General features: G+C 67.8%; 24 protein-coding genes and 1 pseudogene. 10 read left to right on the forward strand and 15 right to left on the reverse strand.

The window, feature by feature from the left end:
* Nucleotide 1 precedes the first annotated feature (1 nt).
* Entirely contained in the window at nt 2-757 is a 756-nt protein-coding gene (locus AC5Y2S_RS04515) for a TIGR03084 family metal-binding protein (protein WP_499954378.1), read from the reverse strand.
* A gap of 27 nt (nt 758-784) precedes the next feature.
* Nucleotides 785-2,077 carry an MFS transporter gene (locus tag AC5Y2S_RS04520; RefSeq protein WP_499954068.1) on the reverse strand — a complete coding sequence of 431 codons (1,293 nt, stop codon included), beginning with the start codon at nt 2,075-2,077 and terminating at the stop codon, nt 785-787.
* A 123-nt stretch (nt 2,078-2,200) separates the two neighbouring features.
* On the opposite strand from AC5Y2S_RS04520, the gene AC5Y2S_RS04525 reads away from it, so the two are divergent.
* Nucleotides 2,201-2,803: a YqgE/AlgH family protein gene (locus tag AC5Y2S_RS04525; protein WP_066941215.1), complete on the forward strand. Its 603-nt coding sequence runs from the start codon at nt 2,201-2,203 to the stop codon at nt 2,801-2,803.
* On the opposite strand, the gene AC5Y2S_RS04530 is transcribed toward AC5Y2S_RS04525, so the two are convergent.
* The 3 genes from AC5Y2S_RS04530 to AC5Y2S_RS04540 all read right to left on the reverse strand — a co-directional run bounded on the left by AC5Y2S_RS04530 (nt 2,800) and on the right by AC5Y2S_RS04540 (nt 5,304).
* Nucleotides 2,800-3,795 (reverse strand): bile acid:sodium symporter family protein, encoded by a 996-nt coding sequence (locus AC5Y2S_RS04530; protein WP_499954380.1) that lies wholly within the window; start codon nt 3,793-3,795, stop codon nt 2,800-2,802. The genes AC5Y2S_RS04525 and AC5Y2S_RS04530 overlap by 4 nt on opposite strands.
* 25 nt (nt 3,796-3,820) lie before the next feature.
* On the reverse strand, nt 3,821-4,162 hold the full coding sequence (locus tag AC5Y2S_RS04535) for a hypothetical protein (RefSeq protein WP_499954070.1): 342 nt from the start codon (nt 4,160-4,162) through the stop codon (nt 3,821-3,823).
* Between the two features lie 68 nt (nt 4,163-4,230).
* The gene (locus AC5Y2S_RS04540; RefSeq protein ID WP_499954072.1) at nt 4,231-5,304 is read right to left on the reverse strand and encodes an LpqN/LpqT family lipoprotein; all 1,074 of its coding nucleotides are present in this window, start codon (nt 5,302-5,304) and stop codon (nt 4,231-4,233) included.
* A gap of 184 nt (nt 5,305-5,488) precedes the next feature.
* Here AC5Y2S_RS04540 and leuS point away from each other — a divergent pair, with 184 nt between their 5' ends.
* Nucleotides 5,489-8,389, forward strand: a complete 2,901-nt coding sequence (gene leuS / locus AC5Y2S_RS04545; RefSeq protein ID WP_499954074.1) for a leucine--tRNA ligase — start codon at nt 5,489-5,491, stop codon at nt 8,387-8,389.
* Between the two features lie 9 nt (nt 8,390-8,398).
* Here leuS and AC5Y2S_RS04550 read toward each other — a convergent pair whose 3' ends face one another.
* The 10 genes from AC5Y2S_RS04550 to AC5Y2S_RS04595 form a co-directional block, all read right to left on the reverse strand.
* Complete coding sequence (locus AC5Y2S_RS04550; RefSeq protein WP_499954076.1) at nt 8,399-9,070, reverse strand: SDR family oxidoreductase; 672 nt, start codon at nt 9,068-9,070, stop codon at nt 8,399-8,401.
* Between the two features lie 58 nt (nt 9,071-9,128).
* Nucleotides 9,129-9,626 carry a MarR family winged helix-turn-helix transcriptional regulator gene (locus AC5Y2S_RS04555; RefSeq protein ID WP_068111922.1) on the reverse strand — a complete coding sequence of 166 codons (498 nt, stop codon included), beginning with the start codon at nt 9,624-9,626 and terminating at the stop codon, nt 9,129-9,131.
* Nucleotides 9,627-9,692: 66 nt separating this feature from the next.
* Nucleotides 9,693-10,442, reverse strand: a complete 750-nt coding sequence (locus AC5Y2S_RS04560; RefSeq protein WP_499954078.1) for an amino acid ABC transporter ATP-binding protein — start codon at nt 10,440-10,442, stop codon at nt 9,693-9,695.
* Nucleotides 10,439-12,244 (reverse strand): ABC transporter substrate-binding protein/permease, encoded by a 1,806-nt coding sequence (locus tag AC5Y2S_RS04565; protein WP_499954080.1) that lies wholly within the window; start codon nt 12,242-12,244, stop codon nt 10,439-10,441. Before AC5Y2S_RS04565 ends, AC5Y2S_RS04560 begins: the two co-directional genes overlap by 4 nt.
* 50 nt (nt 12,245-12,294) lie before the next feature.
* A complete protein-coding gene (locus AC5Y2S_RS04570) occupies nt 12,295-13,035 on the reverse strand; it encodes a GntR family transcriptional regulator (protein WP_499954082.1) in 741 nt (246 codons plus the stop codon).
* 133 nt (nt 13,036-13,168) lie between these two features.
* The gene (locus tag AC5Y2S_RS04575) at nt 13,169-13,963 is read right to left on the reverse strand and encodes an LLM class F420-dependent oxidoreductase (protein WP_499954084.1); all 795 of its coding nucleotides are present in this window, start codon (nt 13,961-13,963) and stop codon (nt 13,169-13,171) included.
* A gap of 16 nt (nt 13,964-13,979) precedes the next feature.
* Nucleotides 13,980-14,906, reverse strand: coding sequence for an Rv0045c family esterase (locus AC5Y2S_RS04580; RefSeq protein WP_499954086.1), 927 nt, complete (start codon nt 14,904-14,906; stop codon nt 13,980-13,982).
* Nucleotides 14,907-15,137: 231 nt separating this feature from the next.
* The gene (locus tag AC5Y2S_RS04585) at nt 15,138-16,244 is read right to left on the reverse strand and encodes an inositol-3-phosphate synthase (RefSeq protein WP_499878300.1); all 1,107 of its coding nucleotides are present in this window, start codon (nt 16,242-16,244) and stop codon (nt 15,138-15,140) included.
* A gap of 67 nt (nt 16,245-16,311) precedes the next feature.
* Nucleotides 16,312-16,854 (reverse strand): PadR family transcriptional regulator, encoded by a 543-nt coding sequence (locus AC5Y2S_RS04590; protein ID WP_499905517.1) that lies wholly within the window; start codon nt 16,852-16,854, stop codon nt 16,312-16,314.
* Nucleotides 16,855-17,002: 148 nt separating this feature from the next.
* A complete protein-coding gene (locus AC5Y2S_RS04595; RefSeq protein WP_499954088.1) occupies nt 17,003-17,884 on the reverse strand; it encodes a DUF1707 SHOCT-like domain-containing protein in 882 nt (293 codons plus the stop codon).
* Nucleotides 17,885-18,009: 125 nt separating this feature from the next.
* Between AC5Y2S_RS04595 and AC5Y2S_RS04600 the strand changes: the two genes are divergently transcribed.
* From AC5Y2S_RS04600 to rplI, 8 genes and pseudogenes are all read left to right on the forward strand, one after another.
* A complete protein-coding gene (locus AC5Y2S_RS04600) occupies nt 18,010-18,435 on the forward strand; it encodes a DUF5318 family protein (protein WP_068178901.1) in 426 nt (141 codons plus the stop codon).
* Nucleotides 18,428-21,025: a transglycosylase domain-containing protein gene (locus tag AC5Y2S_RS04605; protein ID WP_499954090.1), complete on the forward strand. Its 2,598-nt coding sequence runs from the start codon at nt 18,428-18,430 to the stop codon at nt 21,023-21,025. The genes AC5Y2S_RS04600 and AC5Y2S_RS04605 overlap by 8 nt, the downstream gene beginning before the upstream one ends.
* Nucleotides 21,022-22,708 (forward strand): annotated as a pseudogene (locus tag AC5Y2S_RS04610) (glycosyltransferase family 87 protein); the annotation flags it as partial. The gene AC5Y2S_RS04605 and the pseudogene AC5Y2S_RS04610, both read left to right, overlap by 4 nt.
* Nucleotides 22,665-23,306 carry a DJ-1/PfpI family protein gene (locus AC5Y2S_RS04615; protein ID WP_499954092.1) on the forward strand — a complete coding sequence of 214 codons (642 nt, stop codon included), beginning with the start codon at nt 22,665-22,667 and terminating at the stop codon, nt 23,304-23,306. The pseudogene AC5Y2S_RS04610 and the gene AC5Y2S_RS04615, both read left to right, overlap by 44 nt.
* A 127-nt stretch (nt 23,307-23,433) precedes the next feature.
* Nucleotides 23,434-23,724 carry a 30S ribosomal protein S6 gene (gene rpsF, locus AC5Y2S_RS04620; RefSeq protein WP_044509152.1) on the forward strand — a complete coding sequence of 97 codons (291 nt, stop codon included), beginning with the start codon at nt 23,434-23,436 and terminating at the stop codon, nt 23,722-23,724.
* Between the two features lie 98 nt (nt 23,725-23,822).
* A complete protein-coding gene (locus tag AC5Y2S_RS04625; RefSeq protein WP_499954094.1) occupies nt 23,823-24,344 on the forward strand; it encodes a single-stranded DNA-binding protein in 522 nt (173 codons plus the stop codon).
* A gap of 42 nt (nt 24,345-24,386) precedes the next feature.
* Complete coding sequence (gene rpsR, locus AC5Y2S_RS04630; protein ID WP_499954096.1) at nt 24,387-24,641, forward strand: 30S ribosomal protein S18; 255 nt, start codon at nt 24,387-24,389, stop codon at nt 24,639-24,641.
* Between the two features lie 33 nt (nt 24,642-24,674).
* On the forward strand, nt 24,675-25,133 hold the full coding sequence (gene rplI / locus AC5Y2S_RS04635; RefSeq protein ID WP_499954098.1) for a 50S ribosomal protein L9: 459 nt from the start codon (nt 24,675-24,677) through the stop codon (nt 25,131-25,133).
* The last annotated feature ends 511 nt before the right edge of the window (nt 25,134-25,644 follow it).

Here is a 25,644-nt window from a genome sequence, read left to right on the forward strand (position 1 = left end):
CTTACCGACCCGGGCCGGGCGGGCCGGCGAAGGCCTGCGCGATCCCCAGCCACCGCTGCGCGTCGGGACCGTGCGCCACGATGTCGAGCGCCCCCAACGGGCGACGCTGGGTCACCAGGAAGCAGAAGTCCTCGGCGGAGCCGGTGACGCGCTGGGCGGCGTCTGGCGGACCCCAGGACCAGGTGTCGCCGCCGGGCCCGCGCAGCTCGACGAGGAACGGTTCCGTCGGCGGCGTCAGGTTGTTGACGGCAAACGCGTAATCGCGGGTGCGCACCCCGATGTGCGCGATCGAGCGCAGCCGCTCCGTGGCGGTCCGCTTGACGCCGAGCGCGTCGGCAACGTCGAGTCCGTGCGCCCACGTCTCCATCAACCGGGCGGTGGCCATCGACGCCGCGCTCATCGGTGGCCCGAACCACGGCAGCTTGCGACCGTCGGGCACCGTCAGCAGGGTGTCGTGCAGCCGAGCGCGCGTCGCCCGCCAGTCGGTGAGCAGCTCGGCCGGTGCCAGGGCGGCAAGTTCCTCGGCACCCGCGTCGACGAACCCGGTGGGATCGGCCGAGGCGGCCTCGAGCACGGCGGCGAAGCCGGCCTCGTCGGTGGCCGCGGTCAGCGCGACCCGGTCGGTCCACAACAGGTGCCCGATCTGGTGGGCGATGGTCCAGCCCGGCGCGGGCGTCGGATCGGCCCAGCGGTCCGCCGCAAGCGGCGCCACCAACGCGTCGAGGTCGTCGCTTTCGGCACGCAGGTCGGCCACCATCGGCTCGGCAGCGGTCACGTATGTACCTTAACGACTGTCCGCCGGCAGGCCGCGACGGCCGATGACGGCGTGCATGGCGAGCCCGATCAGGTACAGCACCGAGCCGAACAGCACGAACCCCGGCGCGTGCCCGTCGTCGGGAATCAGCGTCGCGGACACCGTGATCGAGACGATGAACGCCACCCAGAACAGCGCGTCCTGCACCGCGAACACGTGTCCACGAAGCGCGTCGTCGACGTCCATCTGCATCGCGGAGTCGGCGCAGAGCTTGACCACCTGACCGGCCAGGCCGAGGAAAAATCCACACACCACCATCACCGGAAGCCGCAGCCCGGCGCCCGGGATCTGGATCACCGCGGCCGCCACCAGCGCGCCGTTGGCCGTGGCGTAGCGCCCCCAGCGGCGCACCACCGACGGCGTCAACACGTTGGCCAGGAACGCCCCCAGGCCGGCCGCTGCGAAGAACAGCAACGCGATGCCCAGGCCCCCGGTCGCCGGGCGAGGACCGGGCAAATGGTGGACGAGCACCAGCATCACCAGCGAATTGATGCCGATCACCATGCGATGCGCGGCCAGGCCGGACAGGGTGGCCGCGACCGTCGGGCGCTGCAGGACCGTCCGCGCGCCGTGCAGCCAGCCGGTGATCACCGCGTAGACGGCCGATCCGTGGATCGCGCGTTTGGTGTCGTCCGGGCCCAGCACCCGCGAGCCGAACCGCAACGTCAAAAGCAACGCAATCGAAACCGGAATCGCGGTGATGAAGATGATCGCCGAGGCGCCCTCGTCGCCGGCGCCGACGAAAAAGCGGGGCACCAGCATGAAGTTGGCGCCGAGGAACGCCGCGAAGGCACCGGACGCGGTGGCCACCGAGTTCATGGTGACCACCTGCTCCCGCGGTACCACGTGGGGCAGGGACGCCGAGAGCCCGGACGCGACGAACCGGGCCAGGCCGTTGGCGACCAGCGCGCCGATCAGCAGCGGTATGTCGCCGGCCCGCAGCGCCAGGATGGTGCCGATGCAGGCGATGAGGATCAGGCGGCCCACGGTGCCACCGACCAGCACCAGCCGCCGATCCCAGCGGTCCATCAGCGCGCCGGCGAACGGCCCCAGCAGGGAGTAGGGCAAGAACAGCACCGTGAACGCGCGCGCGATGGCCATCGGGTCGGCGGCGCGATCCGGGTTGAACAGCAGCGCCCCGGCCAGGCCGGCCTGGAACAGGCCATCGCCGAACTGGCTCGCTACGCGCACCTGGAGCAGCCGCCAGAAGTTCGGCAAACCACGCACCGACCGCCATAGGTCGACGAATGCGGGTGACTGCATCCGGGATTGAATCACAGAACCGACTTCCGCGGGTGGGGTTGGGCGCCATCGCCAACAGTACAAATATGTATCGGCCGCGCTCGATTGCACCGGCCGACGTTACGAAGGTGCGATGATGGTCTGATGCCGCCAGAAGATCCGGAGGACTACATAGCACCCGCCGCGCAGCGGGTGCGTGCCGGCACTTTGCTGCTGGCCAACACCGATCTTCTCGAGCCGACGTTTCGGCGCAGCGTGATCTATATCGTCGAGCACAACGACGGCGGCACACTGGGTGTCGTGCTCAACCGGTCTAGCGAGACCGCGGTGTACAACGTGCTGCCGCAATGGGCCAAGCTGTCGGCCAAACCCAAGACCATGTTCATCGGCGGGCCGGTCAAGCGTGACGCGGCCCTTTGTCTGGCGGCGCTTCGGATCGGCGCCGACCCGCAGGGCGTGCCGGGCCTGCGGCATGTGGATGGCCGCATAGTGATGGTCGATCTGGACGCCGAGCCGGACCTGATCGCCCCGCTGCTCGAGGGCGTACGGATCTTCGCCGGATACTCCGGCTGGACCATCGGTCAGCTCGAGGGCGAGATCGAGCGCGACGACTGGATTGTGTTGTCCGCGTTGCCATCTGACGTTCTTGCCGGGCCCAGGGCCGATCTGTGGGGGCAGGTGCTGCGCCGGCAGCCGCTGCCGCTGTCCCTGCTTGCCACCCACCCGATCGACGTCAGCCGAAACTAGTACCCCTCCCCTGCCTTGGCGGCCACTTCGGCGTCCCGCCCGAGCCGGCTGGCGATTACCGCACAGACCACCAGCTGGATCTGGTGAAAGATCATCAACGGCAACATGGTCAAACCCACTGTGGCAGCTGGGAAAAGCACCAGCGCCATCGGAAGCCCCGACGCCAGGCTCTTTTTCGACCCGCAGAACAGCAGGACGATCGCGTCACCGCGGTCGAGCCTTGCCAGCCGGCCGATGACGGTGGTGACGCCGAGCACCAGCGCCAGCAGTACGCCGGCGACGACGGTGACCGAGATCAGTCGCCACACGTTCACGCTGACCCAGATCCCCTTGACGACGCCCATCGAGAAGGCGGTGTAGACCACCAGCAGGATGGATCCGCGATCCACCACCTTCAGCGCCGCCGCGTACCGCGCGATGAGCCCGCCGACCCATGGGCGCGCCAGCTGGCCGGCCGCGAACGGCAGCAGCAGCTGGACCATGATGTCGCGGATCGCGGTGGCGTCGACCCGAGGCGCGCCGGTGGTCGTCATCAACAGCACCACCAGCAGGGGCGTCAGCACCACGCCGAGGATGTTGGACAGCGACGCGCTGACGATGGCGGCCGAGACGGGGCCCCGTGCGATCGAGGTGAACGCGATGGACGATTGCACCGTCGACGGGACGAGGCATAGAAACAGCAGGCCGTTGTACAGGTCGATGGTCAGCACCGAGGGCACCAAGGCTCGGGCGGCCAATCCCAGCATCGGGAAGATGACGAACGTCGTGGCAAGCACCAGCAGGTGCAGCCGCCACTGCCGGACACCGCGCCAGGCCTGCTCGGGGGACAACCGGGCGCCGTAGAGGAAGAACAGCAGCGCGATCGCCGCTTTCGCCGCGGCGGACACGGCGTCGGCGGCCTCGCCGTGCGCGGGGAGGAGGGCGGCCAACGCAACGGTCGCCGCCAGGGCCAGCAGGAAGAAATCGATCGGCAGCGCAGACAGCCGTTTCAGCATGACGGCTCGAGCGGTAAGGGCGTCAGCGGCAGGACTGCGTGCAGACGGCGCAGCTGCCGGCGCAGTCGGGCGCCGCGGCTTCACTGCGAAGCGCGAAGCGCGCGCTTTGCCACGACCCGGTGGCAAGCGTCCCCAGGGCGCCGGCGACGCAGATGATCAACACCACCAAAGCCGTGCCGGGGGAGGCGGCCAGCGCCACCACGCCGCCTGCGGCGAACATCACAGCCGCCGCCAACTGGGGCGGGGCCATGGCGCGCAACGCCAGCTGAGTGCCGTTGGCGGTCTGGTTGTTCGAAAGCGACCAGGTCCCGAACCCGGCGGAGGCCACCGCCGCACACAAGCACACCACGCCCGCGATCAACATGGCCTCACAATACGAGTCCGGGCTCCGACTCGCGCGCCGGGCTCCGGCAGCGTTCGCTTCGTGGCTGGTTAACGCCCTTGCAGGAAGGAGAAGTTCGGCAGCGGGGGCAAACCCGGCACCATGGTCAACAAGTTGGGCCGGGGGGCGGCCAGCTGGCTGGGCGGGACGGGCTGCGAGGGAAGCCCGACCGGCGCCGCTCCGACCGGCTGGGGGGGAAGCCCGGCCGGGGCCGCACCGGCTGCTTGCGAGGGAATGCCGACCGGGGCTGCAGCGGTCCCCGGCCCGGGTACGGGGGCGGTGGTTGCGGGCACGGTCACCCGGAAGCCGTTGATGATCGCGTCGGTCGCCGGCGCGTCCGCGACGGCCACCGCGCGGTCGGTGGTCACCGACAGCGACACCAGGTATTTGTCATGTCCAGACGTCGCGATGACGTGGCGGCGTGACGTGTTGAGCAGCATGTCGCCGTCGCGGTAGGTGCCCTCGATGATCGACGATGGGAAGCCGCCGAAGTCGACCATGGAGGCGTTCGTGGTCTGCCACAGGGGCAGTTGCTGACTGTCGACGAAGCCGTGGGTGATGGCCTCTTTAGGATCGAAGTTACCGACCAGCTTGTACACCACCACCTGCGCGTTCGAGGTGTAGATGCTGGTCCCCTGTCGGTCGGCGATCACCGCGAACGCGTCAGGAACGTTGGGATCGGGCACCTGGGTCCAGCGGGTGGGCAGCGGCAGCGTGATGTCGAGCGCCTTGAAGCCCTGGGGTTTTTGCGCCTCGAGCTTGACGCCCTTGGACTGCAGGAAGTCACGCAGCGTGCCCGAGATGCCGGGGGTCTGGGCCGGGGGGAGCGGCGCGCCCGGCGCGACCGCCGCGGGTGCGGGCGACACCGGCGCGACTGCCGGGGTCGGGGCCACCGGATTTGCCGCCGGGGGAGCGGCCAGCAACCGGTTGCCGGGGATCTGTGCGGGGGCGGCCGTGATGTTCTGCGGCGCCGGCGTCACGACGGCGGGGGCGGGCGGCGGCGCGGGCAGCGCGGGCAGTGCGGGATCAGCCGCAGCGGTCGCGCCCGCGAACGCCGTGACGCCGATCGCGCCGGCGGCCAGACCTCCTGCGAATACCCGCAATGTACGGGCGATGTGAATCATCTGCGTCGATCCTTCCCATGGCCCGGGTCCCAGCACCCGTCGTAGAGGCTGACTGTAACCAGAGGTCAAACGCGCTGGATAGCGTCGAAATCGACCTGGGATGAAGCTCTGATCGGCGCGCAACGCAACCGAGACCAACCTGTGGCCCGCCGGCCCGGCCGCGGCTCCCTTATACCCTGTTCAGGTGACCGAATCCCCGACCACCGCGCCCGGAGGCACCCCCGCGGGCGCGCCGGACTCCGATGCGCCGCCGTTTCGCTACACCGCGGCGCTGGCGTGCCGCGTCGAGAGCGCCTGGCAGGAGAACTGGGCGAAGCTCGGCACGTTCAACGTGGCCAACCCCGTCGGTGATCTGGCTCCGACCGACGGACGCCCGCTGCCCGCCGACAAGTTGTTCGTGCAGGACATGTTCCCGTACCCGTCCGGCGACGGACTGCACGTCGGGCACCCGCTCGGCTACATCGCCACCGACGTCTACGCCCGGTATTTCCGGATGACCGGCCATAACGTCCTGCACGCGTTGGGCTTTGACGCGTTCGGGCTGCCCGCCGAGCAGTACGCGGTGCAAACCGGAACCCACCCGCGCACCAGGACCGAGGCCAACGTCGTCAATTTCCGGCGCCAGCTGGGCCGGCTGGGCCTGGGCCACGACAGCCGGCGCAGCTTCTCGACTACCGACACCGAGTTCTACAAGTGGACGCAGTGGATCTTCCTGCAGATCTACAACGCCTGGTTCGACACTGCCGCCAACAAGGCGCGACCGATCGCCGAGTTGATCGCCGAGTTCGATTCCGGCGCAAGGTGTCTCGATGACGGGCGGGACTGGGCCGCGCTGACGGCGGGGGAGCGGGCCGACGTGATCGACGGCCACCGGCTGGTCTACCGGGCCGACTCGATGGTGAACTGGTGCCCGGGACTGGGCACGGTGCTGGCCAACGAAGAGGTCACCTCCGACGGGCGCAGCGACCGCGGCAACTTCCCGGTATTCCGCAAACGGCTGCGGCAGTGGATGATGCGCATCACCGCCTACGCCGACCGGTTGCTCGACGATCTCGATGTGCTGGACTGGCCGGATCAGGTAAAAACAATGCAGCGCAACTGGATTGGCCGCTCGACCGGAGCCCAGGCGCTGTTCTCGGCGATTACCCGCGATGGCTCGGCGGTCGAGATCGAGGTGTTCACCACCCGACCCGACACGTTGTTCGGTGCGACGTACCTGGTGCTGGCGCCCGAGCACGAGCTGGTCGACGAACTGGTCGCCGCCGCGTGGCCCGACGGCACCGACCCCCGGTGGACGTATGGTGCCGCCGCGCCGGCCGAGGCGGTCGCCGCCTACCGCCGCGCGATCGCCGCCAAGTCGGACCTCGAACGCCAGGAGAACAGGGAGAAGACCGGGGTCTTCCTCGGCAGCTACGCGACCAATCCGGTCAACGGAAAGCCCGTGCCGATCTTCGTCGCCGACTACGTGCTGGCCGGCTACGGCACCGGGGCGATCATGGCGGTGCCCGGGCATGACCAGCGCGACTGGGACTTCGCCCACGAGTTGGGCCTGCCGATCGTGGAAGTCATTGCCGGCGGCGACATTTCGCAGGCCGCGCACGCCGGCGACGGTGTGCTGGTCAACTCCGGCTACCTCGACGGCATGGACGTGGCCGCGGCCAAGGAGGCGATCACCGCTCGCCTGGAGGCCGACGGCCGCGGCCGGGCGCGCATCGAATTCAAGCTGCGCGACTGGCTTTTCGCCCGGCAGCGGTACTGGGGTGAGCCGTTCCCCATCGTCTACGACAGCGACGGACGACCGCACGCGCTCGACGAGGCAGCGCTGCCGGTCGAGCTGCCCGACGTGCCGGACTACTCGCCGGTGTTGTTCGACCCGGACGACGCCGACAGTGAGCCGTCGCCGCCCTTGGGCAAGGCGACCGACTGGGTGCACGTCGAGCTCGACCTGGGCGACGGCCTGAGGCCTTACACCCGCGACACCAACGTGATGCCGCAGTGGGCCGGCAGCTCCTGGTACGAGCTGCGCTACACCGACCCGCACAACTCGGAACGCTTCTGCGCCAAGGAGAACGAGGCCTACTGGATGGGCCCGCGCCCGGCCCAGCACGGCCCGGACGATCCCGGCGGGGTCGATCTGTACATCGGGGGGGCCGAACACGCGGTGTTGCACCTGCTGTATGCGCGGTTCTGGCACAAGGTGCTATACGATCTGGGCCACGTCAGCTCGCGCGAGCCGTACCGCCGCCTGATCAACCAGGGCTATATCCAGGCCTTCGCGTACACCGACTCCCGCGGGACGTATGTGCCTGCGGAGCAGGTCGTCGAACGCGGCGGCGGATTCTTCTATCCGGGACCCGACGGCGAGGTCGAGGTCGCCCAGGAATTCGGGAAGATCGGTAAGAGCCTGAAGAATTCGATATCGCCGGACGAGATCTGCGACGAATACGGCGCGGACACGTTGCGGGTGTACGAGATGTCGATGGGTCCATTGGAGGCGTCCCGGCCGTGGGCCACCAAGGACGTCGTCGGCGCGCACCGCTTCCTGCAGCGGGTGTGGCGCTTGGTGGTCGACGAGCACACCGGCGAGGCCCGGGTGGCCGACGACACCGGCCTGGACACCGACACCCTGCGGTCGCTGCACCGCACCATCGCCGGCGTGTCCGAAGACTATGCGGGCCTTCGCAATAACACCGCGGCGGCCAAGCTGATCGAGTACACCAACCACCTCACCAAAGAGCACCGTGGGTTGGTGCCGCGTGCCGCGGTCGAGCCGCTGGTGTTGATGCTGGCGCCGCTGGCGCCGCACATGGCCGAGGAACTCTGGTCGCGGCTGGGTCACACCGCCTCGTTGGCGCACGGGCCCTTCCCCGAGGCCGACCCGACCTACCTCGTCGAGGACACCGTCGAGTACCCGGTGCAGGTGAACGGCAAGGTGCGCGGACGGGTGGTGGTGGCCGCCGACGCCGATGACGACACGCTGAAAGCCGCTGCCATGAGCGACGAGAAGGTGCAGGCGTTCCTGGCCGGCGCCGCCCCGCGAAAGGTGATCGTGGTTCCCGGTCGGCTGGTCAATCTGGTCGTCTAGCTGCGCCGGTCAGTGTTTGCGCGGCCGCAGCACCACTTCGTGGACGTGACCGTCGGGCGGCGTGGCCACGGCATTGGCGACCGTCGCCGCGACCGTTTCGGGCCGCAGGAAGTTCGCCGGGTCGTACTGGTCGCCTTCGAATGCGACGAGTTCCCGTTGCATGGCGCTGTCGGTGCGGCCGGGATAGATCGTGGTCACGCGCAGATCCGGCTCGTCGGCGCGCAGCGAGTCGGCGAAGGCCCGCAACGCGAACTTGCTGGCCGAGTACGAGGCCATGCCCGGTGAAACATTGCGCCCCGCACCGGAGTTGATGAACACCACCTGTCCCCGGGCCCGCCGCAGCGCGGGCAGCAGGGCCAGCGTCAGGTCGACCACCCCGAAGACGTTCACGGCGAAGGTGGCGCGCCACTCGTCGACGTTGGACTCGGCGACGTGGCCGGGGATGGACACCCCCGCGTTGTGCACCAACACGTCGAGTTCGTCGACGATTTCGCAGCTGGCCTCGATCTCGTCGGGGTCGGTCAGATCGAGCGGAAAGGTGGTGGCTCCAAGCCGCTCCGCGACGGCGTCGAGTCGGTCGGAGGACCTGCCCGCCAGCAGCAGGGTGTGGGTGGACGACAGAGCCGCGGCGATCGCGGAACCGATACCGCCGCTCGCGCCGGTGATGAGTGCGGTGGGCATGACCACAGTCTATGGAACTATGCTAGCGCTTACTAATCCCCTTGGGGGGCAGCCACTTTCAGGCCTGCTTGCGCGCCGGAGGCTCCCCGGCGGGAGGCGATTCGCCGCAGCCGAGGCGTTCCAGCGGCGCCAGCGCCCTTGCCAGGGTGTTGAGGTCGGATTCGGGCAGCTGACTGAGCATCGCCGCGAGGGCGGCGTGCCGGTTGGCCAGCGATTCGCCATGCACGGCGCGTCCCCGCGGCGTGATATCGACGAGCACCGCCCGCAGGTCGGAGGGGTCGCGCGAGCGTTTCACCAGCCCGATCTTCTCCAGCCGGCGGATCGCCACCGTCGTGGTCGGGGTGCGCACCCGTTCGTGCGCGGCCAGGTCGGTCATCCGGATGGGGCCCTGATCGAGCAGCGTGATCAGGATGGAAAGCTGCGCCAGCGTCAGGTCGCCGGCCACGACCCCGCTTGGGTCGCCGCGGCGCAGAATCGAAAACAATTTGGACAGCGCGCGGTGCAAACCTTCCGCAAGCTCCGTCACCTCGGGTGCGGTGGATTCGCTGTCCGCCATAAGTCGGCAGTCTAACCCGATATGCGTGGCGTACAAGGGAGCTATTCCGGACCGGTTACCGACATTTCAAAGCACTTGGGACAAGAACCTCTGTAGGCGCTCCGTCTTGGCGGCCGCGAATATCTGCTCCGGCGGCCCGCATTCCAGAACCTTGCCGCGATCCATGAAAACAACGGTGTCGGATGCCGACCGGGCGAAGCCCATTTCGTGGGTGACGACGATCATCGTCATGCCGTCGGCGCCGAGATCGGCGATGAGTTGCAGAATCCCCTTGACCATTTCGGGATCAAGGGCCGAGGTCGCCTCGTCGAAGAACATCACCTGCGGGGCCATGGCCAGCGCGCGGGCGATAGCGACCCGTTGTTGTTGGCCACCGGACAGCATGCCGGGGCGGGCATCGGCCTTGTGCTTCAGGCCAACTCGGTCCAGCTGGGCGAGCGCGAGGTCCCGAGCGGCGTCCGCGGAGAGCCGCCGCAGCTTGCGGGGCGCCAGCGCAACGTTTTTCAAAACGGACAGGTGCGGGAACAGATTGAAGTGCTGGAAGACCATACCGATGCGCTGGCGGAGCTCGTTGGGATCGTCGCGCAACACCGACCGGCCGTCCAGCAGGATGTCGCCGCTGTCGGGCTCGTTCAGCCGATTCAGGGTGCGCAACAGCGTCGACTTGCCGGAACCGGACGGTCCGATGACGGCGACCGTCGTGCCCGCGGGGGCCTCGAGATCGACGCCGCGCAGCACCAGGTTTCCGCCGAGCGTTTGGTGAATGTCTTTGGCCGCCAACGATACTGGCGGGCGTCCCGCGGTGTGGGCCGTCACGTGATCTCCTGGCTCAACGGCGTTGCGAGCACATGGTCGTGGCCTTCGGGCTCACCGGCGGCGCGGCCACGGCGGAGCCGGCCGTCGATGTAGTTCACCAAATGCGTTAACGGGATGGTCAATATCAGGTAGAAGAGACCGGCCGCCACCAACGGCGACAGGCTGCCGGTCTGCGCGTTGAGGTCTCGGCCCACCTGGAATAGCTCACGCTGTTGAGCGACCAGGCCGAGGAAGTACACCAGCGCGGAGGCCTTCAACAACCCGATGGCCTGGTTGACGAGCGCCGGCAGCACCCGCCGGATGCCCTGCGGCACTACCACCAGACGCATCGCGGCCGCATAGCTGAACCCGAGCGCGCGGGAGGCTTCCAGTTGGCCGGGGTCGACGCTTTGAATGCCCGCGCGCAGGATCTCGCCGATGTAGGCGGCGGCCATCAATCCCAACGCGGCGATCCCCAACGGGTATGGATTCTTATGCGTCAGCCCGCCGACCAACGGCCCGATTCCCATCCCGATGATCAGGATGATCACCACTTCGGGAAGACCGCGGAAAATGTCGGTGTAGATCCGCGCCGGCCAGCGCAGCCAGCGTGAATGCGAGATTCCGGCCATTGCCAGCAGCATCCCGAGTACCAGGCCGATGACGAGGGCGCTGTTGGTCAGGATCATCGTGTTGGGCAGCCCGACGGTGAGCAGCACCGGGATCGCCTGCCGGTACAGATCCCAGTCGAGGAACGACTCACGCAACTGGTCTAACGGCGACATCGGCGCGGCGGGGCCCACCGGCTCGCGATGGTGGCGCGCGGCGATCGCGGCGAAGTCCGGCAGGTGCGGGGCCGGGGCCGCTTTGGACCCGGGTTTCCAGCCGGGCGGCATGGTCCGCGGCACCCACTGGCAGTACAGGTTCGCCCAGGTGCCGTCGGCGATGACGGCGTCCAGCCCCGAATTCAGCGCATCGATCAACGGCTGGTTGTCCTTGGCAACCGCAAAGGCCACGAAACTGCCCCGGCTGAAGGTGTTCGCCACGACCACCGCCGGGTCGCTCGGCCGAATTATGGTCGATGCCAGCGTCCCCGGCGCCACCCAGGCATCTAGCTGGCGGGTCTTGAGATTGGCGTACAGGGTGGCGAAGCCGGGAAACTTCACGGGCTGTAGGTGCAAGTGCTCGACGACGTACGACTCCTCGACGGTGCCCTGGACCACGCCGATGCGCTGGCCGGCCGCGAGGTCGCCGAACGCGTGGATCGGCGAGCCGGGCGGGACGACGAGCGAGTAGAAGCCGAAGTCGTAGCCGTTGGTAAACGAAACCGTGCGACGGCGCGCGCCGGTGGCCTTAACCGATGCCGAGCCGACGTCGAAGCGCCGGGAAGCCACCTGGGCGAGCAGCGCGGAGAAGTCCGTGCTGACAAAGCGCACTTGGAGGCCCAGCTTGGCGGCGATGGCGCGCAACAGCTGATTGTCGAAGCCGCTGAAATCGCCGGTGGGATTGATGCAGATGTTGGGCGGGGCGTCCGACAGCGTGCCGACCGTCAGGACGCCCGGTGCCCCCAGCCCCAACGCGCCGGTGTCCACCGAGCCGAGCGGTTGGACGGTGGCCGTGGTCGCCCGGTCGTCGTCGTCCGTGGACGGGTGCTCGGTCAGATCCTTCGGCAATACGCGAGCGCTGTCCAGGCCGGCTGGCGCGCATTGATTCCAGTCGGCGGCGGCGGGTGCGGCCAGTGTCAGGCCGCAGACAATCAGCATTGTCGTGGCCAGTGCGAAGAGCTTTCGGCACATGGGACGCCGGTCCAGGCGCAAACTCATCACGGCTACCGTATCGGCACACTGGGCAACATGGCGCGCCGAAAAGAGATCTACAGCGCGATCGACGGCTCGTCCTCGGCGGCCTCCGCGCCGGCCAGTACCCGAAGCGGGCCCGCAACGACTTGGCCGATATCATCCGGCGCGGAGAACACCCTGCGGCGGAACAGCTCGGTGAGCATGGTCTGCGCCATCAGGTTGGACCGGCCGACGCACGCGGCCCGCGCGCCCTCCGGGTCGCGCCGATGTATTGCGGAGGTCTCGTCTTCGTAGAACGGCAACATGTCGTCGCGGCTGCACTGGTAGGTCATCCAGAAGACGCGGGGGATGAGGTCTTGTGAAGCGCGGATCGTGGCGTGCAGCCGCGGCCCCGCGTATTCGTCGTTGATCGTGCGCCGGTATTCCCCGGTGAGGTCCGAAAAGGCGCGGGATTCCTTAGCGGAGCGAAGCGAGCGCATCAGCGCGTCGAGTTGTCCCAGGATCCGGGGCGTGGGGTTGGTGGCCGCGCGCGCCGAGGCAATGCCGTTGAGCAGGCCGTCGAGTTCGTGGTGTTCGAGGACGGTGGCTTCGTCAAACCGCTCGACGAAGGCGCCCCGGTGATAGCGGGTGGACACGATGCCGTCGTGTTCCAGTTGTACGAGGGCCTCTTGAATCGGCACTCGGCTGACCCCTAGCCCGACCGCAATCTCGTTGCGATCGACGCGGTCGCCGCTGCGAAGTTTCCCCGTCAGAACCAGGTTGAGAATGTGCGAAACAACCTGGTCCTTTTCTTTGACCCCGTATTTTTTTGGCATCCGTTTCTTGAGTGCCTTTCCAACCGGTTCGGTCCACCTAGCGCAGAGAGTTTCTCATGTCTTGGCGCGGCGTTCACCTCTTTGGGGGATGAATCGGAGGCAAAACGGGCAACGAATTTTCAGGCCGTAGCCCTTAACGTCCATCGCGCCACTTGCATAACGCCTCCGCCGCGCTCAGATCGTAATCGGGGCCGTCGCACCCGACGGTCAGCATCGTGACGCCGAGGTTCACCAGCGCCTCGGCGTTGGCGACGAGGCCGCCGCCGTAAACGTCCCCGTTGACCGCGGCAGACCGTTCGATCGCGGCCGGAGCCCGGCCGACGCCGGCGCAGTGCCGCTCCAGCACGGCGGACTTGGCCGGCAGCTCGTCGGCGGAGCTGAAGCTGTGCCAGACATCGGCGTACTCGGCCACCAGCCGCAGGGTCTTGCGTTCACCCCCGCCCCCGATGAGCACGGGGATGTCGCGGGTCGGCGCCGGGTTCAGCTTGGCCAGCCGCTCCTTGATCCGCGGCAGCGCGGCCGCCAGGTCGTCGAGGCGGCTGCCGGCGGTGCCGAATTCGTAGCCGTACTCGTCGTAATCCTTTTGCTTCCAGCCGGAACCGATGCCCAGGACGAGTCGCCCCGCGGATATGTGGTCGACGGTGCGGGCCATGTCGGCCAGCAATTCGGGATTGCGATAGGAGTTGCACGTCACCAGCGCACCGATTTGGATGCGCGACGTCTGTTCGGCCCAGGCCCCGAGCATCGTCCAGCATTCGAAATGCGGTCCGTCGGGATCGCCGTAGAGGGGGAAGAAGTGGTCCCAGTTGAAGGCGATGTCGACGCCGATGTCTTCGCAGCGGCGAACCGCGTCGCGAAGCTGGCCGTACTGCGGGGCGTGCTGCGGCTGCAATTGCACGCCGATACGAACGGGACGGTCGGAAGTCATAGCACCCACCGTAGGCTCAGCTCGCGTCGAGCACCCCGCGCAGGACCTCGATCAGCGCGCGAGGTTGGTCGCTCTGCACCGAATGGCCCGAATTGTCGACGACGTGTGCCGCGCGGAAATTGCTTGCGCGCCTGCCTAATTCGGCCGCGTCCTCGTCGGTGACGAAGCCCGACGAGCCGCCGCGGATCAGGGTGACGGGTGCCGACAGGCCGTCGACGTCGTCCCACAGGCCGGTGAAGTCGGGGAAGACGCGGATGGCGTCGTAGCGCCAGGACCAGTTGCCGTTGTCGAGCCGGCGGGAATTGTGGAACACGCCGCGGCGCAGCGCCTGGACCTCTCGGTGCGGTGCCGCCGCGACGGTCAGGTCCAGCATGGCCTGGAAGCTGGGGAACTCCCGCTCACCGTGCATCAGCGCCACCGTGCCTTGCTGCTCCTTGGTCAGCTCGGAGTGGCGTTGCAACGCCGACGGGGTGACGTCGATCAGGACGAGTTCGTTGACGAGTTCGGGCGCCACCGCGGCCAGCCGGACCGCGGTCAGCCCGCCCAGCGACATGCCGACGACGAGGTCGGCGCTCGCGGCGTGCTCGCGCAGCGCCGGCACCAGGGCGTCGGCGTTCAGCTGCGGGGAGTAGTCGCCGTCCTCGCGCCACGCCGAATGTCCGTGCCCGGGCAGATCGACGGCGAGCGCCGGCTCGCCGAGGCCGACGATCACGGTGTCCCAGGTGTGCGCGTTTTGCCCGCCGCCGTGCAAGAAGACAATCCGCGGAGGACGGTCCAATGAGGGGGCGCCCCAGCGCAGCGCGCTGATCCTGCGTTCCGCGGCGCCCGACTCGACCCGCTTCACGTCGGGCAGTGGACCGGGAACGCCGGCCTGCTCAGCGTTTTCGGAAAGCAGCGAGAACTCCGACAGTTCCGCCAGTCGGTCCTCAGATATCTCGGTCACGATCTAAAGACACTACTTTGGGCCGCCCGGCGTGCGTCCAGGGTCTTGCGCGTGCATTCAGGACTTTGCGCGTGCCGTCAGGTCGCGGATTTCTCGGATTTTCCGCCGTCAGCTCACACCGAAAGCCCTCACTGCACACCGGTCGCCGTCGGCGCACACGTGAACGCCGCCGAAAACCGGTGTGCGGTGAGGTCGCTAACGCGACCCCACCGCACACCGGTGCAAGGAGAGTTACCCCTCGATGATGAACTCTTCGAGCTGCGCCCGCGCGACGTCGTCGGGCAGCTGTTGCGGCGGGCTCTTCATCAGGTAGGCCGACGCCGGCACCACCGGGCCGCCGATGCCGCGGTCCTTGGCGATCTTGGCCGCCCGCACCGCGTCGATGATGACCCCGGCCGAGTTCGGCGAGTCCCACACCTCGAGTTTGTACTCCAGGTTCAGCGGCACGTCGCCGAACGCGCGGCCCTCCAGCCGCACGTATGCCCACTTGCGGTCGTCGAGCCAGCCCACGTGGTCGGACGGCCCGATGTGCACGTCCTTGGTCTTGAACTCGCGCTGCAGGTTCGAGGTGACCGCCTGCGTCTTGGAGATCTTCTTGGACTCCAGCCGCTCGCGCTCCAGCATGTTGAGGAAGTCCATGTTGCCGCCGACGTTGAGCTGCATGGTGCGGTCCAGCTGCACGCCTCGGTCCTCGAACAGCTTGGCCATCACGCGGTGGGTGATGGTGGCGCCGACCTGACTCTTGATGTCGTCGCCGACGATCGGGACGCCCGCGTCCGCAAACTTCTTGGCCCACACCGGGTCCGAGGCGATGAACACCGGCAACGCGTTGACGAACGCCACGCCCGCGTCGATCGCGCACTGCGCGTAGAACTTGTCGGCCTCCTCGGAGCCCACCGGCAGGTAGGACACCAGCACGTCGACGTTGTTCTCCTTGAGCACCTTGACCACGTCGACCGGCTCGGCGTCGGACAGCTCGATGGTGTCGGCGTAGTACTTGCCGATGCCGTCGAGGGTCGGACCGCGTTGCACCGTCACGTTGGTGGGCGGCACGTCGGCGATCTTGATGGTGTTGTTCTCCGACGCGAAGATCGCCTCAGACAGGTCGAACCCGACCTTCTTGGCGTCCACGTCGAACGCGGCCACGAACTTCACGTCGCGGACGTGGTACTGGCCGAACTTCACATGCATCAGGCCGGGCACCGTGTGGGTCTCGTCGGCGTCGAGGTAATACTGCACGCCCTGAACCAGCGACGAGGCACAGTTTCCGACGCCGACGATGGCGACTCGTACCTCTGTCGACGCCTCGGGCGCCCCGAACGGCTTGTGGTCACTCATAGGGCGTTCTCCTAACTTCAATCACTTCTGTCTTAGGTGTTCTCGTTGCCGGTTTCGTGCAGGGGTTTCACGTCTGTTCGGTGAGGCCTGGCATCGCCCGCTCCGCCGCGATGAGCTCGTTGAGCCACTTGACCTCGCGCTCGCTGGACTCGAGCCCGAGCTGGTGCAGTTGGCGGGTGTAGCGGTCGAACGAGTTGCTCGCCCGCGCCACCGCTTCGCGAAGACCTTCGCGGCGCTCCTCCACCTGGCGGCGACGGCCTTCCAGGATGCGCATCCGCGCCTCCGCCGGCGTCCGGTTGAAGAACGCCAGGTGGACCCCGAAGCCGTCGTCGGTGTAGTTGTGCGGGCCGGTGTCCGCTACCAGCTCACCGAAGCGTTGCCGGCCCGCGTCGGTCAGTTGGTAGACCCGACGCGCCCGCCGAACCGGGGTGCCGGCAGGCGCGGCGTCCTCGGCTATCAGCCCTTCGACCTGCATGCGCCGCAGGGCCGGGTATAGCGATCCGTACGAAAACGCCCGGAACGCGCCGAGCAGGCCGGTCAACCGTTTGCGTAGTTCATACCCATGCATGGGCGATTCGATCAGGAGGCCCAGGATGGCGAGCTCAAGCATCGATACACCCCCTCGAGATGGCTAGGTATGGCTGGTTGCTTTGACAGACTTAACGGTCCGACGCCTCGCGTCATCGTATCGTCTCGATATATTTGCCACAACACTACCTGTCGTTGGTGCGCTATTCGTCACAGCACCGAGGTGACCGCTATGACGGCAGATTGACCCGTTTAATCGTGCCGTCACCTGCGAAGACGATGTATCCGCCGCCGTAGTCGCCCGACACGTACACCGACAGCGAGAGTGAACCCGGGGTGGTGGGGTCCGTCGCCGGCTCGATCACCAGATACGTGGTTTTGACGTCGGCCCTCTTCATGCGGAGGCTGTCCGGGGCCCCTCGCACGAGGCCGACGGTGGCCACGATGTCGAACTTGGAGAGGTCGACCGCGACGGGACCGTCGGTGGCGGTCTTCGCCGAGCTGGTCGGGTCTCCCCACCCGCCGCGGTAGTCGTAGGCCAGCATGCGGCGGTCGTCGGCGGGGTCGGGACGGTCGAGCACCGCATACGTCGGGTAGATCACCAGCCGGAATCCCATGGCGTCGCCGAACCGTTTGCGGGTTTGCTCCATCAGGCCGGTGAGCCCGCCGACCGATAACAGCTCCGTGGGCGGAGTCAGCACCACCGGGCCGACACCGTCGGGCTTGGCTCCGGGATCCGTCGTGAAATCCAGCGGCGAGCTGGTGTTGCCGTAGAGGCCCCAGCCGATGCCGACGCCCAGCAGCACCGCCACGACGAAGGCGGCCGCCAGCGCGCCCCACCCGCCGAACGTCGGCAGCTTCCACGACGCGCGGCCCGGCGAGTGCAAACCGGCGCTGTCGGCCTGCAGGTCTTCCACCAAGGCCCGCAGATCGCCGAGGGTGATCGCGTTGGTCGCCGCGCTGACGCGTTCCCGGTGCTCTTGATCGGATATCTCGCCGTCGTTCAGGGCGTTGTCGAGAATCTGGCAGGCGTCCTGCCGGTCGCTGTCCTTGGCGCGGGTCGTCGATGTCGCCGCGCCGCGGAGCGGTGTTATCCCGAGCAATTTCGCCACGCCGATGATCGTAGAAGTCGCGTTCGGATTCGGCACCGCACGCCGACGCACGATCGCCGCGGCTCGAGCCCGCAACGGCCTCGGTTGCGTATCGGCGGTGCGGGGGGCCACGTACTCTGGTCAGCGTGCGACTGCAGCGACAAGTGGTGGACTACGCGCTTCGGCGGCGATCCCTGCTCGCCGAGGTTTATTCGGGCCGCACCGGTGTATCCGAGGTCTGTGATGCCAACCCGTATCTGCTGCGCGCCGCGAAATTTCACGGGAAACAGAGCCAGGTGATGTGCCCTATCTGCCGAAAGGAGCAGCTGACCCTGGTCTCGTGGGTGTTCGGCGACCACCTCGGCGCGGTGTCGGGTTCGGCGCGCACCGCCGAAGAGCTGGTGCTGCTGGCGACCCGCTTCCCGGAGTTTTCCGTCCACGTGGTCGAGGTGTGCCGAACCTGCAGCTGGAACCACCTGGTGAAGTCGTACGTGATGGGTGCGGCCCGGCCCCCCAAAGGCACCGGCGGCACCCGGACGGCGCGCAACGGCGCCCGCACGGCCATTGAGTAACGAAGGGCGCCACGACCAGTCGCCCAGTGACCTGAACGAATCGGCGACTGAGCGCGTGGGCAAGCACGCGAGCACCGACCGGCCGGAAAACCCTGACCCGGACCGGCGCGACCCGCCCCCGGGGGCCGGTCGCCGCCGCCCGGTTCCGCCCGATGACCGGTTGACCACGATCCTGCCGCCCGTCGTCGACGACCGCGCCCTCCGGCGGGCCGACCCGATCCAAGAGGTGAAGGCCGCGCTGGATCGCCCCGCGTCCGCGCCCCTGCAAAGCGACCCGCTCGAAGAGGTCAAGGCCGCGATGGACGGACGGGCGACCGCGAAGCCTCCGCGCCGCGACGAGCCGATGCCCGGGCGCCGCCCACCCGATGGGCCCCCACCCCCGCCGCCGCCCGGGCGGCCCGGTGGGCCCGGCCGACCCGGCGACAGAGCCCCCAGGCCGGGGGTGGACTGGAGCTGGACCCAGCAGATCAACTGGTTGTGGGTGCGACGCGCGGCCTACATTTCCGTGGCGGCGATGGTGCTGCTGCCGATCGTCACCTTCGCCATGGCGTACTTCATTGTCGACGTCCCCAAGCCCGGCAATATCCGCACCAACCAGGTCTCGACCATCCTGGCGAGCGACGGCTCTCAGATCGCCAAAATCATTCCGCCCGAAGGGAACCGGGTCGACGTCAACATCAACCAGGTGCCGGTGCATGTGCGCCAGGCGGTGATCGCGGCCGAAGACCGAAACTTCTATTCCAACCCGGGTATTTCGTTCACCGGGTTCGCGCGCGCGGTCAACAACGACCTGTTCGGCGGCGACCTGCAGGGCGGCTCGACGATCACCCAGCAGTACGTGAAGAACGCGCTCGTCGGTTCGGCGCAGCACGGGTTCAGCGGGCTGATGCGCAAGGCCAAGGAATTGGTCATCGCCACCAAGATGTCGGGGGAGTGGTCCAAAGACGATGTCTTGCAGGCCTATCTGAACATCATCTACTTCGGCCGGGGCGCCTACGGCATTTCGGCCGCGGCCAAGGCCTATTTCGACAAGCCGGTGGACCAGCTCACCCTCTCCGAGGGGGCGCTGTTGGCGGCGCTGATCCGGCGGCCCTCCTCTCTCGACCCGGCCGTCGACCCGAAGGGCGCCGCGGAGCGATGGAACTGGGTGCTCGACGGCATGGTGGAAACCAAGGCGCTGTCACCGAGTGACCGTGCGGCACAGGTATTTCCGGCGACACTGCCGCCCGACCAAGCGCGGGCGCAGAACCAGACCACCGGTCCCAACGGGCTGATCGAGCGCCAGGTGACCAAGGAGCTGATGGAGCTCTTCAACATCGACGAGCAGACCCTGAACACCCAAGGGCTGCAGGTCACCACGACGATCGACCCGAAGGCCCAGCAGGCCGCGGAGAAGGCGGTGTCGAAATACCTTGACGGGCAGGACCCCGACATGCGGTCCGCGGCCGTGTCGGTCGACCCGCACACGGGCGCGATACGCGCGTACTACGGCGGTTCGGACGCCAACGGTTTCGACTTTGCCCAGGCCGGGCTGCAGACCGGATCGTCGTTCAAGGTGTTCGCTCTGGTTGCGGCGCTGCAACAAGGCATCGGCCTGGGCTACCAGGTCGACAGTTCCCCGCTCACCGTCGACGGGATCAAGATCACCAACGTCGACGGCGAGAGCTGTGGGACCTGCAATATCGCCGAGGCGCTGAAGCTTTCGCTCAATACCGCCTATTACCGGCTGATGCTCAAGCTCAAGGGCGGACCGCAGGCCGTCGCCGACGCCGCACACCAGGCGGGCGTCGCGACCAGCTTCCCCGGTGTCGCGCATACGCTGTCGGAGGACGGCAAGGGTGGACCGCCCAACAACGGAATCGTGCTGGGCCAGTACCAAACCCGGCCCATCGACATGGCCTCGGCGTACGCCACGCTGGCCGCGTCCGGCGTCTACCACCGGCCGCACCTGGTGCAAAAGGTCGTCAACGCCGAGGGCCAGGTGCTGTTCGACGCCGGCAATTCGGACAACAACAACGGCGAGAACCGCATCGAGAAGGGCGTCGCCGACAACGTCACCGCCGCGATGGCCCCGATCGCCGGTTACTCGCGCGGCCACAACTTGTCCGGTGGACGGCCGTCGGCCGCCAAAACCGGCACGGTGCAGCTGGGTGACACGCAGGCGAACAAGGATGCCTGGATGGTCGGATACACGCCGTCGCTGTCGACCGCGGTGTGGGTGGGCACCGTGCAGGACAACGTGCCGCTGGTGACGGCCTCGGGCGCAGAGGTGTACGGTTCCGGGCTGCCGTCGGACATTTGGAAGGCGACGATGGACGGCGCCCTGAAGGGTACCCCTAACGAGACCTTCCCCAAGCCGAGCGAGATCGGTGGCTACGCAGGCGTTCCCGCCGCGCCGCCGCCGCCGGCGCCGCCCGCGGTGACCGTCATCCAACCGACCATCGAGGTGGCGCCCGGGATCACCATCCCGGTCGGTCCGCCGACGACGATCACCAACGCGCCGCCGCCGCCCGGAGGCACGCAACCGGGCGGGCCCCAGCCCCCCGGTGTCCCGCCGGGCGGCCCGCAAGCGCCCCCGCCGTCGCCGTGACCGGCGCGCGGCAGCAGGACAAAACCATCGCACCGCGGCCCCTGGCGGCCGACCTCCGCAGCGCAGACAACCGCGATTGCCCCAGCCGCACCGACGTTTTGGGTGCGGCGCTGGCCGATGTCGTCGGGGGGCCGGTGGGCCGGCACGCGCTGATCGGCCGCACGCGGGTGATGACGCCGGTGCGGGTCATGTTCTTGATCGCGCTGGTGTTCCTGGCGCTCGGCTGGTCGACCAAGGCGGCGTGCCTGCAGAGCACCGGCTCCGGGACCGGCGATCAGCGGGTCGCCAATTGGGAGAACCAACGCGCCTATTACGAGTTGTGTTACTCCGACACGGTGCCGCTTTACGGCGCGGAGTTGTTGAGCCAGGGCAAGTTTCCGTACAAGTCGAGTTGGATCGAGACCGACGGCAGCGGCGCGCCGCAAACGCGCTATGACGGCCGGCCCGCGGTGCGCTACATGGAATATCCGGTGCTGACCGGCGTCTACCAGTACGTGTCGATGGCGGTGGCCAAGACCTACACCGCGCTGAGCAAGGTCGCCCCCCTGCCGGTGGTGGCCGAGGTGGTGATGTTCTTCGATATCGCGGCGTTCGGCCTGGCGCTGGCCTGGCTGGCGACCGTATGGGCGACCGCGGGCCTGTCCGGTCGCCGCATCTGGGACGCCGCCCTGGTGGCCGCCTCGCCGTTGGTGATCTTTCAGATATTCACCAACTTCGACGCTCTGGCAACGGCTTTCGCGATGGGTGGGCTGTTGGCGTGGGCGCGCCGCAAACCGGTGTTGGCCGGTGTGCTCATCGGGTTGGGCGCCGCGGCCAAGCTCTATCCGCTGCTGTTTCTGGGCCCGATGCTGGTGCTGGGTGTCCGGACCGGTCGCCTCGGCGCCCTGGCACGCACGGCGGGGACGGCCGTGGCGACCTGGGTGCTGGTGAATCTGCCTGTGCTGGTGCTCTTTCCGCGCGGCTGGTCCGAGTTCTTCCGGCTCAACACGCGACGCGGCGACGACATGGACTCGCTGTACAACGTGGTGAAATCGTTCACCGGCTGGCGCGGATTCGATCCACGGCTCGGATTCTGGCAGCCGCCGACCGTTTTGAACGCGGTCGTCGCGGCGTCGTTCGCGCTGTGTTGTGCCGCGATCGCGTATGTCGCGCTCACCGCCCCGCGACGCCCACGGCTGGCGCAGCTGATCTTTCTGGTGGTGGCGGTCTTCCTGCTGACCAACAAGGTGTGGAGCCCCCAGTTCTCGCTGTGGCTGGTGCCGTTGGCGGTCCTGGCGCTGCCGCATCGCCGAATCCTGCTGGCATGGATGACGATTGACGCGCTGGTATGGGTGCCGCGGATGTACTACCTGTACGGCAACCCGAACCGCGGGCTGCCCGAGCAGTTCTTCACCACGACGGTATTGCTGCGCGACATCGCGGTCGTGGCGCTCTGTGCGCTTGTCCTGCGGCAGATCTACCGGCCCGAGGAGGACCTGGTGCGCTGGGGCGGTCGCGTCGACGATCCATCGGGTGGGACCTTCGATCGCGCCTCCGACGCCCCACCCGGGTGGTTGCCCGACCGGCTGCGTCCGCCGGGGCTGCGGCGCCCGGCGGTGGCGGCGCCCGAAGCTGAAGCCGAGGCGGCGGGAGTGGCGCCGTGACGCTGGTCGCGATTCCGTTGTTCCCGCGGTTCACCGCGCTGGACGCCGTGGGTCCCTACGAAGTGCTGCAGCGCATTCCGTCCATCGACGTGGTGTTCGTGGGGCACCGCCGCGGCGAGGTGCGCACCGAAAACGGCATGCTCGGCGTCGCCTGCGACGCGGCCTTCGACGAAGTCGGCGCCCCCGACGTGGTGGTGGTGCCCGGCGGCATCGGGACCCGCCAGCTGATCCACGACGACGCCATCCGGGCTTGGCTGCGATCGGTGCATCCCAACACCACGTTCACCACCTCGGTGTGCACCGGGGCGCTGTTGCTGGCCGCCGCCGGCCTGCTCGACGGGCTCACCGCGACGACCCATTTCAGCGCTGCGGATTTGTTGAACGAGTTGGGCGCACGCTATGTGGCCAAACGAGTTGTCGAGCACCTGCCGCAGCGAATCATCACCGCCGCCGGGGTGTCCAGCGGTATCGACATGGCCCTGCGGTTGGTCGAGCTGCTCGTCGACCGGGAGGCCGCGCAGGCCGCTCAGCTGTTGATCGAATACGACCCTCAGCCGCCGTTCGATTCCGGGGCGCTCGCCAAGGCCGACGACGCGACGCGGGCCAGGGCGAAGGAATACTCCGAACGCCGCAAGTGAGTCACCTGCCGGACGATTTTTCGGGCGGGCCCCGCGTCCGGTACCCTGGGGCGGTTGCCGACGCAGGCGACCCTCCTGCCGCGGACCGACCGCGGCCGTACAGACCAGAGGAGGTGGTGAGGTTTCCATGCGTCCATACGAAATCATGGTCATTCTTGACCCCACGCTCGACGAACGCACCGTTGCCCCGTCCTTGGAGACGTTCCTCAACGTCGTCCGCAAGGATGGCGGGACCGTCGACAAGGTCGACATCTGGGGCAAGCGCCGCTTGGCCTACGAGATCGCCAAGCACGCCGAGGGCATTTATGTCGTCGTCGACCTGAAGGCCGAGCCGGCGACGGTGTCCGAGCTCGACCGCCAGCTCAGCCTCAACGAGTCGGTGTTGCGCACCAAGGTGATGCGCACCGACAAGCACTGACTGCCGAGTGTCGTCGGAGCTGCGTACGCTCAGCGGGAACACACTGATGTCTATCCCCCGTCCAAAGGCGACGAGCAGGGTGCAACGAGGAGGAACCTGTGGCTGGTGACACCACTATCACCGTTGTCGGCAACCTGACCGCCGACCCCGAACTGCGGTTCACTCCCTCGGGTGCCGCCGTCGCGAACTTCACCGTGGCGTCGACGCCGCGGATCTACGACCGGCAGAGCGGGGAATGGAAGGACGGCGAGGCGCTGTTCCTGCGGTGCAACATCTGGCGGGAGGCTGCCGAGAACGTCGCGGAAAGCCTCACTCGTGGTTCCAGGGTGATCGTCACCGGCCGGCTCAAGCAGCGTTCGTTCGAGACCCGTGAGGGCGAGAAGCGCACCGTCTTCGAGGTCGAGGTCGACGAGATCGGCCCCTCGCTTCGGTACGCCACCGCCAAGGTCAACAAGGCCAGCCGCAGCGGCGGCGGGGGCGGTGGCTTCGGCGGGGGCGGCGGCGCTCGCCCGGCGGCGGCCCCGGCGGCCCAGCCGAGTGGCGGGTCGGGGGACGACCCGTGGGGCAGCGCCCCGGCCTCGGGGTCCTTCGGCGGCGGCGACGACGAGCCACCCTTCTAAATCAAAACTTCAGACCAGCAACAAAAGGAAAGAAAGACAGAGATGGCCAAGTCCACCAAGCGGCGCCCGGCTCCGGAAAAGCCGATCAAGGCGCGCAAATGCGTCTTCTGCTCCAAAAAGGGTCAAGCGATCGACTACAAGGACACCACGCTGTTGCGCACCTACATCAGCGAGCGCGGCAAGATCCGCGCGCGCCGCGTAACCGGGAACTGCGTTCAGCACCAGCGCGACATCGCCATCGCGGTGAAGAACGCGCGCGAGGTGGCCCTGCTGCCCTTCACCTCCTCGACGCGGTAGCCGCCGAGAGCCAACCGAAAGTACGAAAGAACAATGAAGCTGATTCTGACGGCTGACGTCGACCACCTCGGGACCGTCGGCGACGCGGTCGAGGTCAAGGACGGGTACGGCCGCAACTTCCTGCTCCCGCGCGGCTTGGCGATCGTGGCCTCGCGCGGCGCGCAGAAGCAGGCCGACGAGATTCGCCGCGCCCGCGAGACCAAGACCGTGCGCGACCTCGAGCACGCCAACGAGATCAAATCGGCGATCGACGCGCTGGGCCCCGTCACGCTGCCGGTGAAGGCCGCGGGCGACACGGGCAAGCTGTTCGGTTCGGTGACCGCCGGTGCCATCGTCGCGGCCATCAAGAAGGCCGGCGGACCCAACCTCGACAAGCGGGTCGTGCGGCTGCCCAAGACGCACATCAAGGCCGTCGGCACGTATGCGGTCTCGGTGCACCTGCACCCCGAGATCGACGCCGACGTCGCGCTCGACGTCGTGGCGGATAGCTAACTAAGTAGCGTTTGCTCCCTTCCGGAAGGCGGCCGTGCATCGGCCGCCTTCGGGCGTTTGGCGCCTGCGCGCGCTTCGGCGCAGCATTCTGAGGCCGCCGGGTTTGCTCGGCTGGCGAACTCTTTCAGGGGTGCCGCCGAGCACACCTCTTAACCACCTGGTAACTCGGCGAAAATATGGCCGAAAGACAACACGCCCGACGCAGTAACCTGCGACGACACGCCGTAGAGATTCTTGTCCACACCAAACGGGACGAGTTGTACGACCCTTATCAGCAGTGATGTCCCAGTGTCTCGAATTAATCCACAGGTTCTCCACACCCCGCTCAACACAGGTGTCGAAGGATATGCACACACGATGCACAGTGTTATGAACAACGGCCCCTTTAAGTACTGGCCAGCAACGTTTACGGTCGTCCCGGCGCGATGCGATACGGGTTCATCTGGTCGTTGGGTGTCGGCGCCTTGACTTAAGCTCTGAACGCCGGTTCGAATATATGTTCGGGTACTCG

The sequence above is a fragment of the Mycobacterium sp. NGS69 genome, assembly GCF_059812165.1.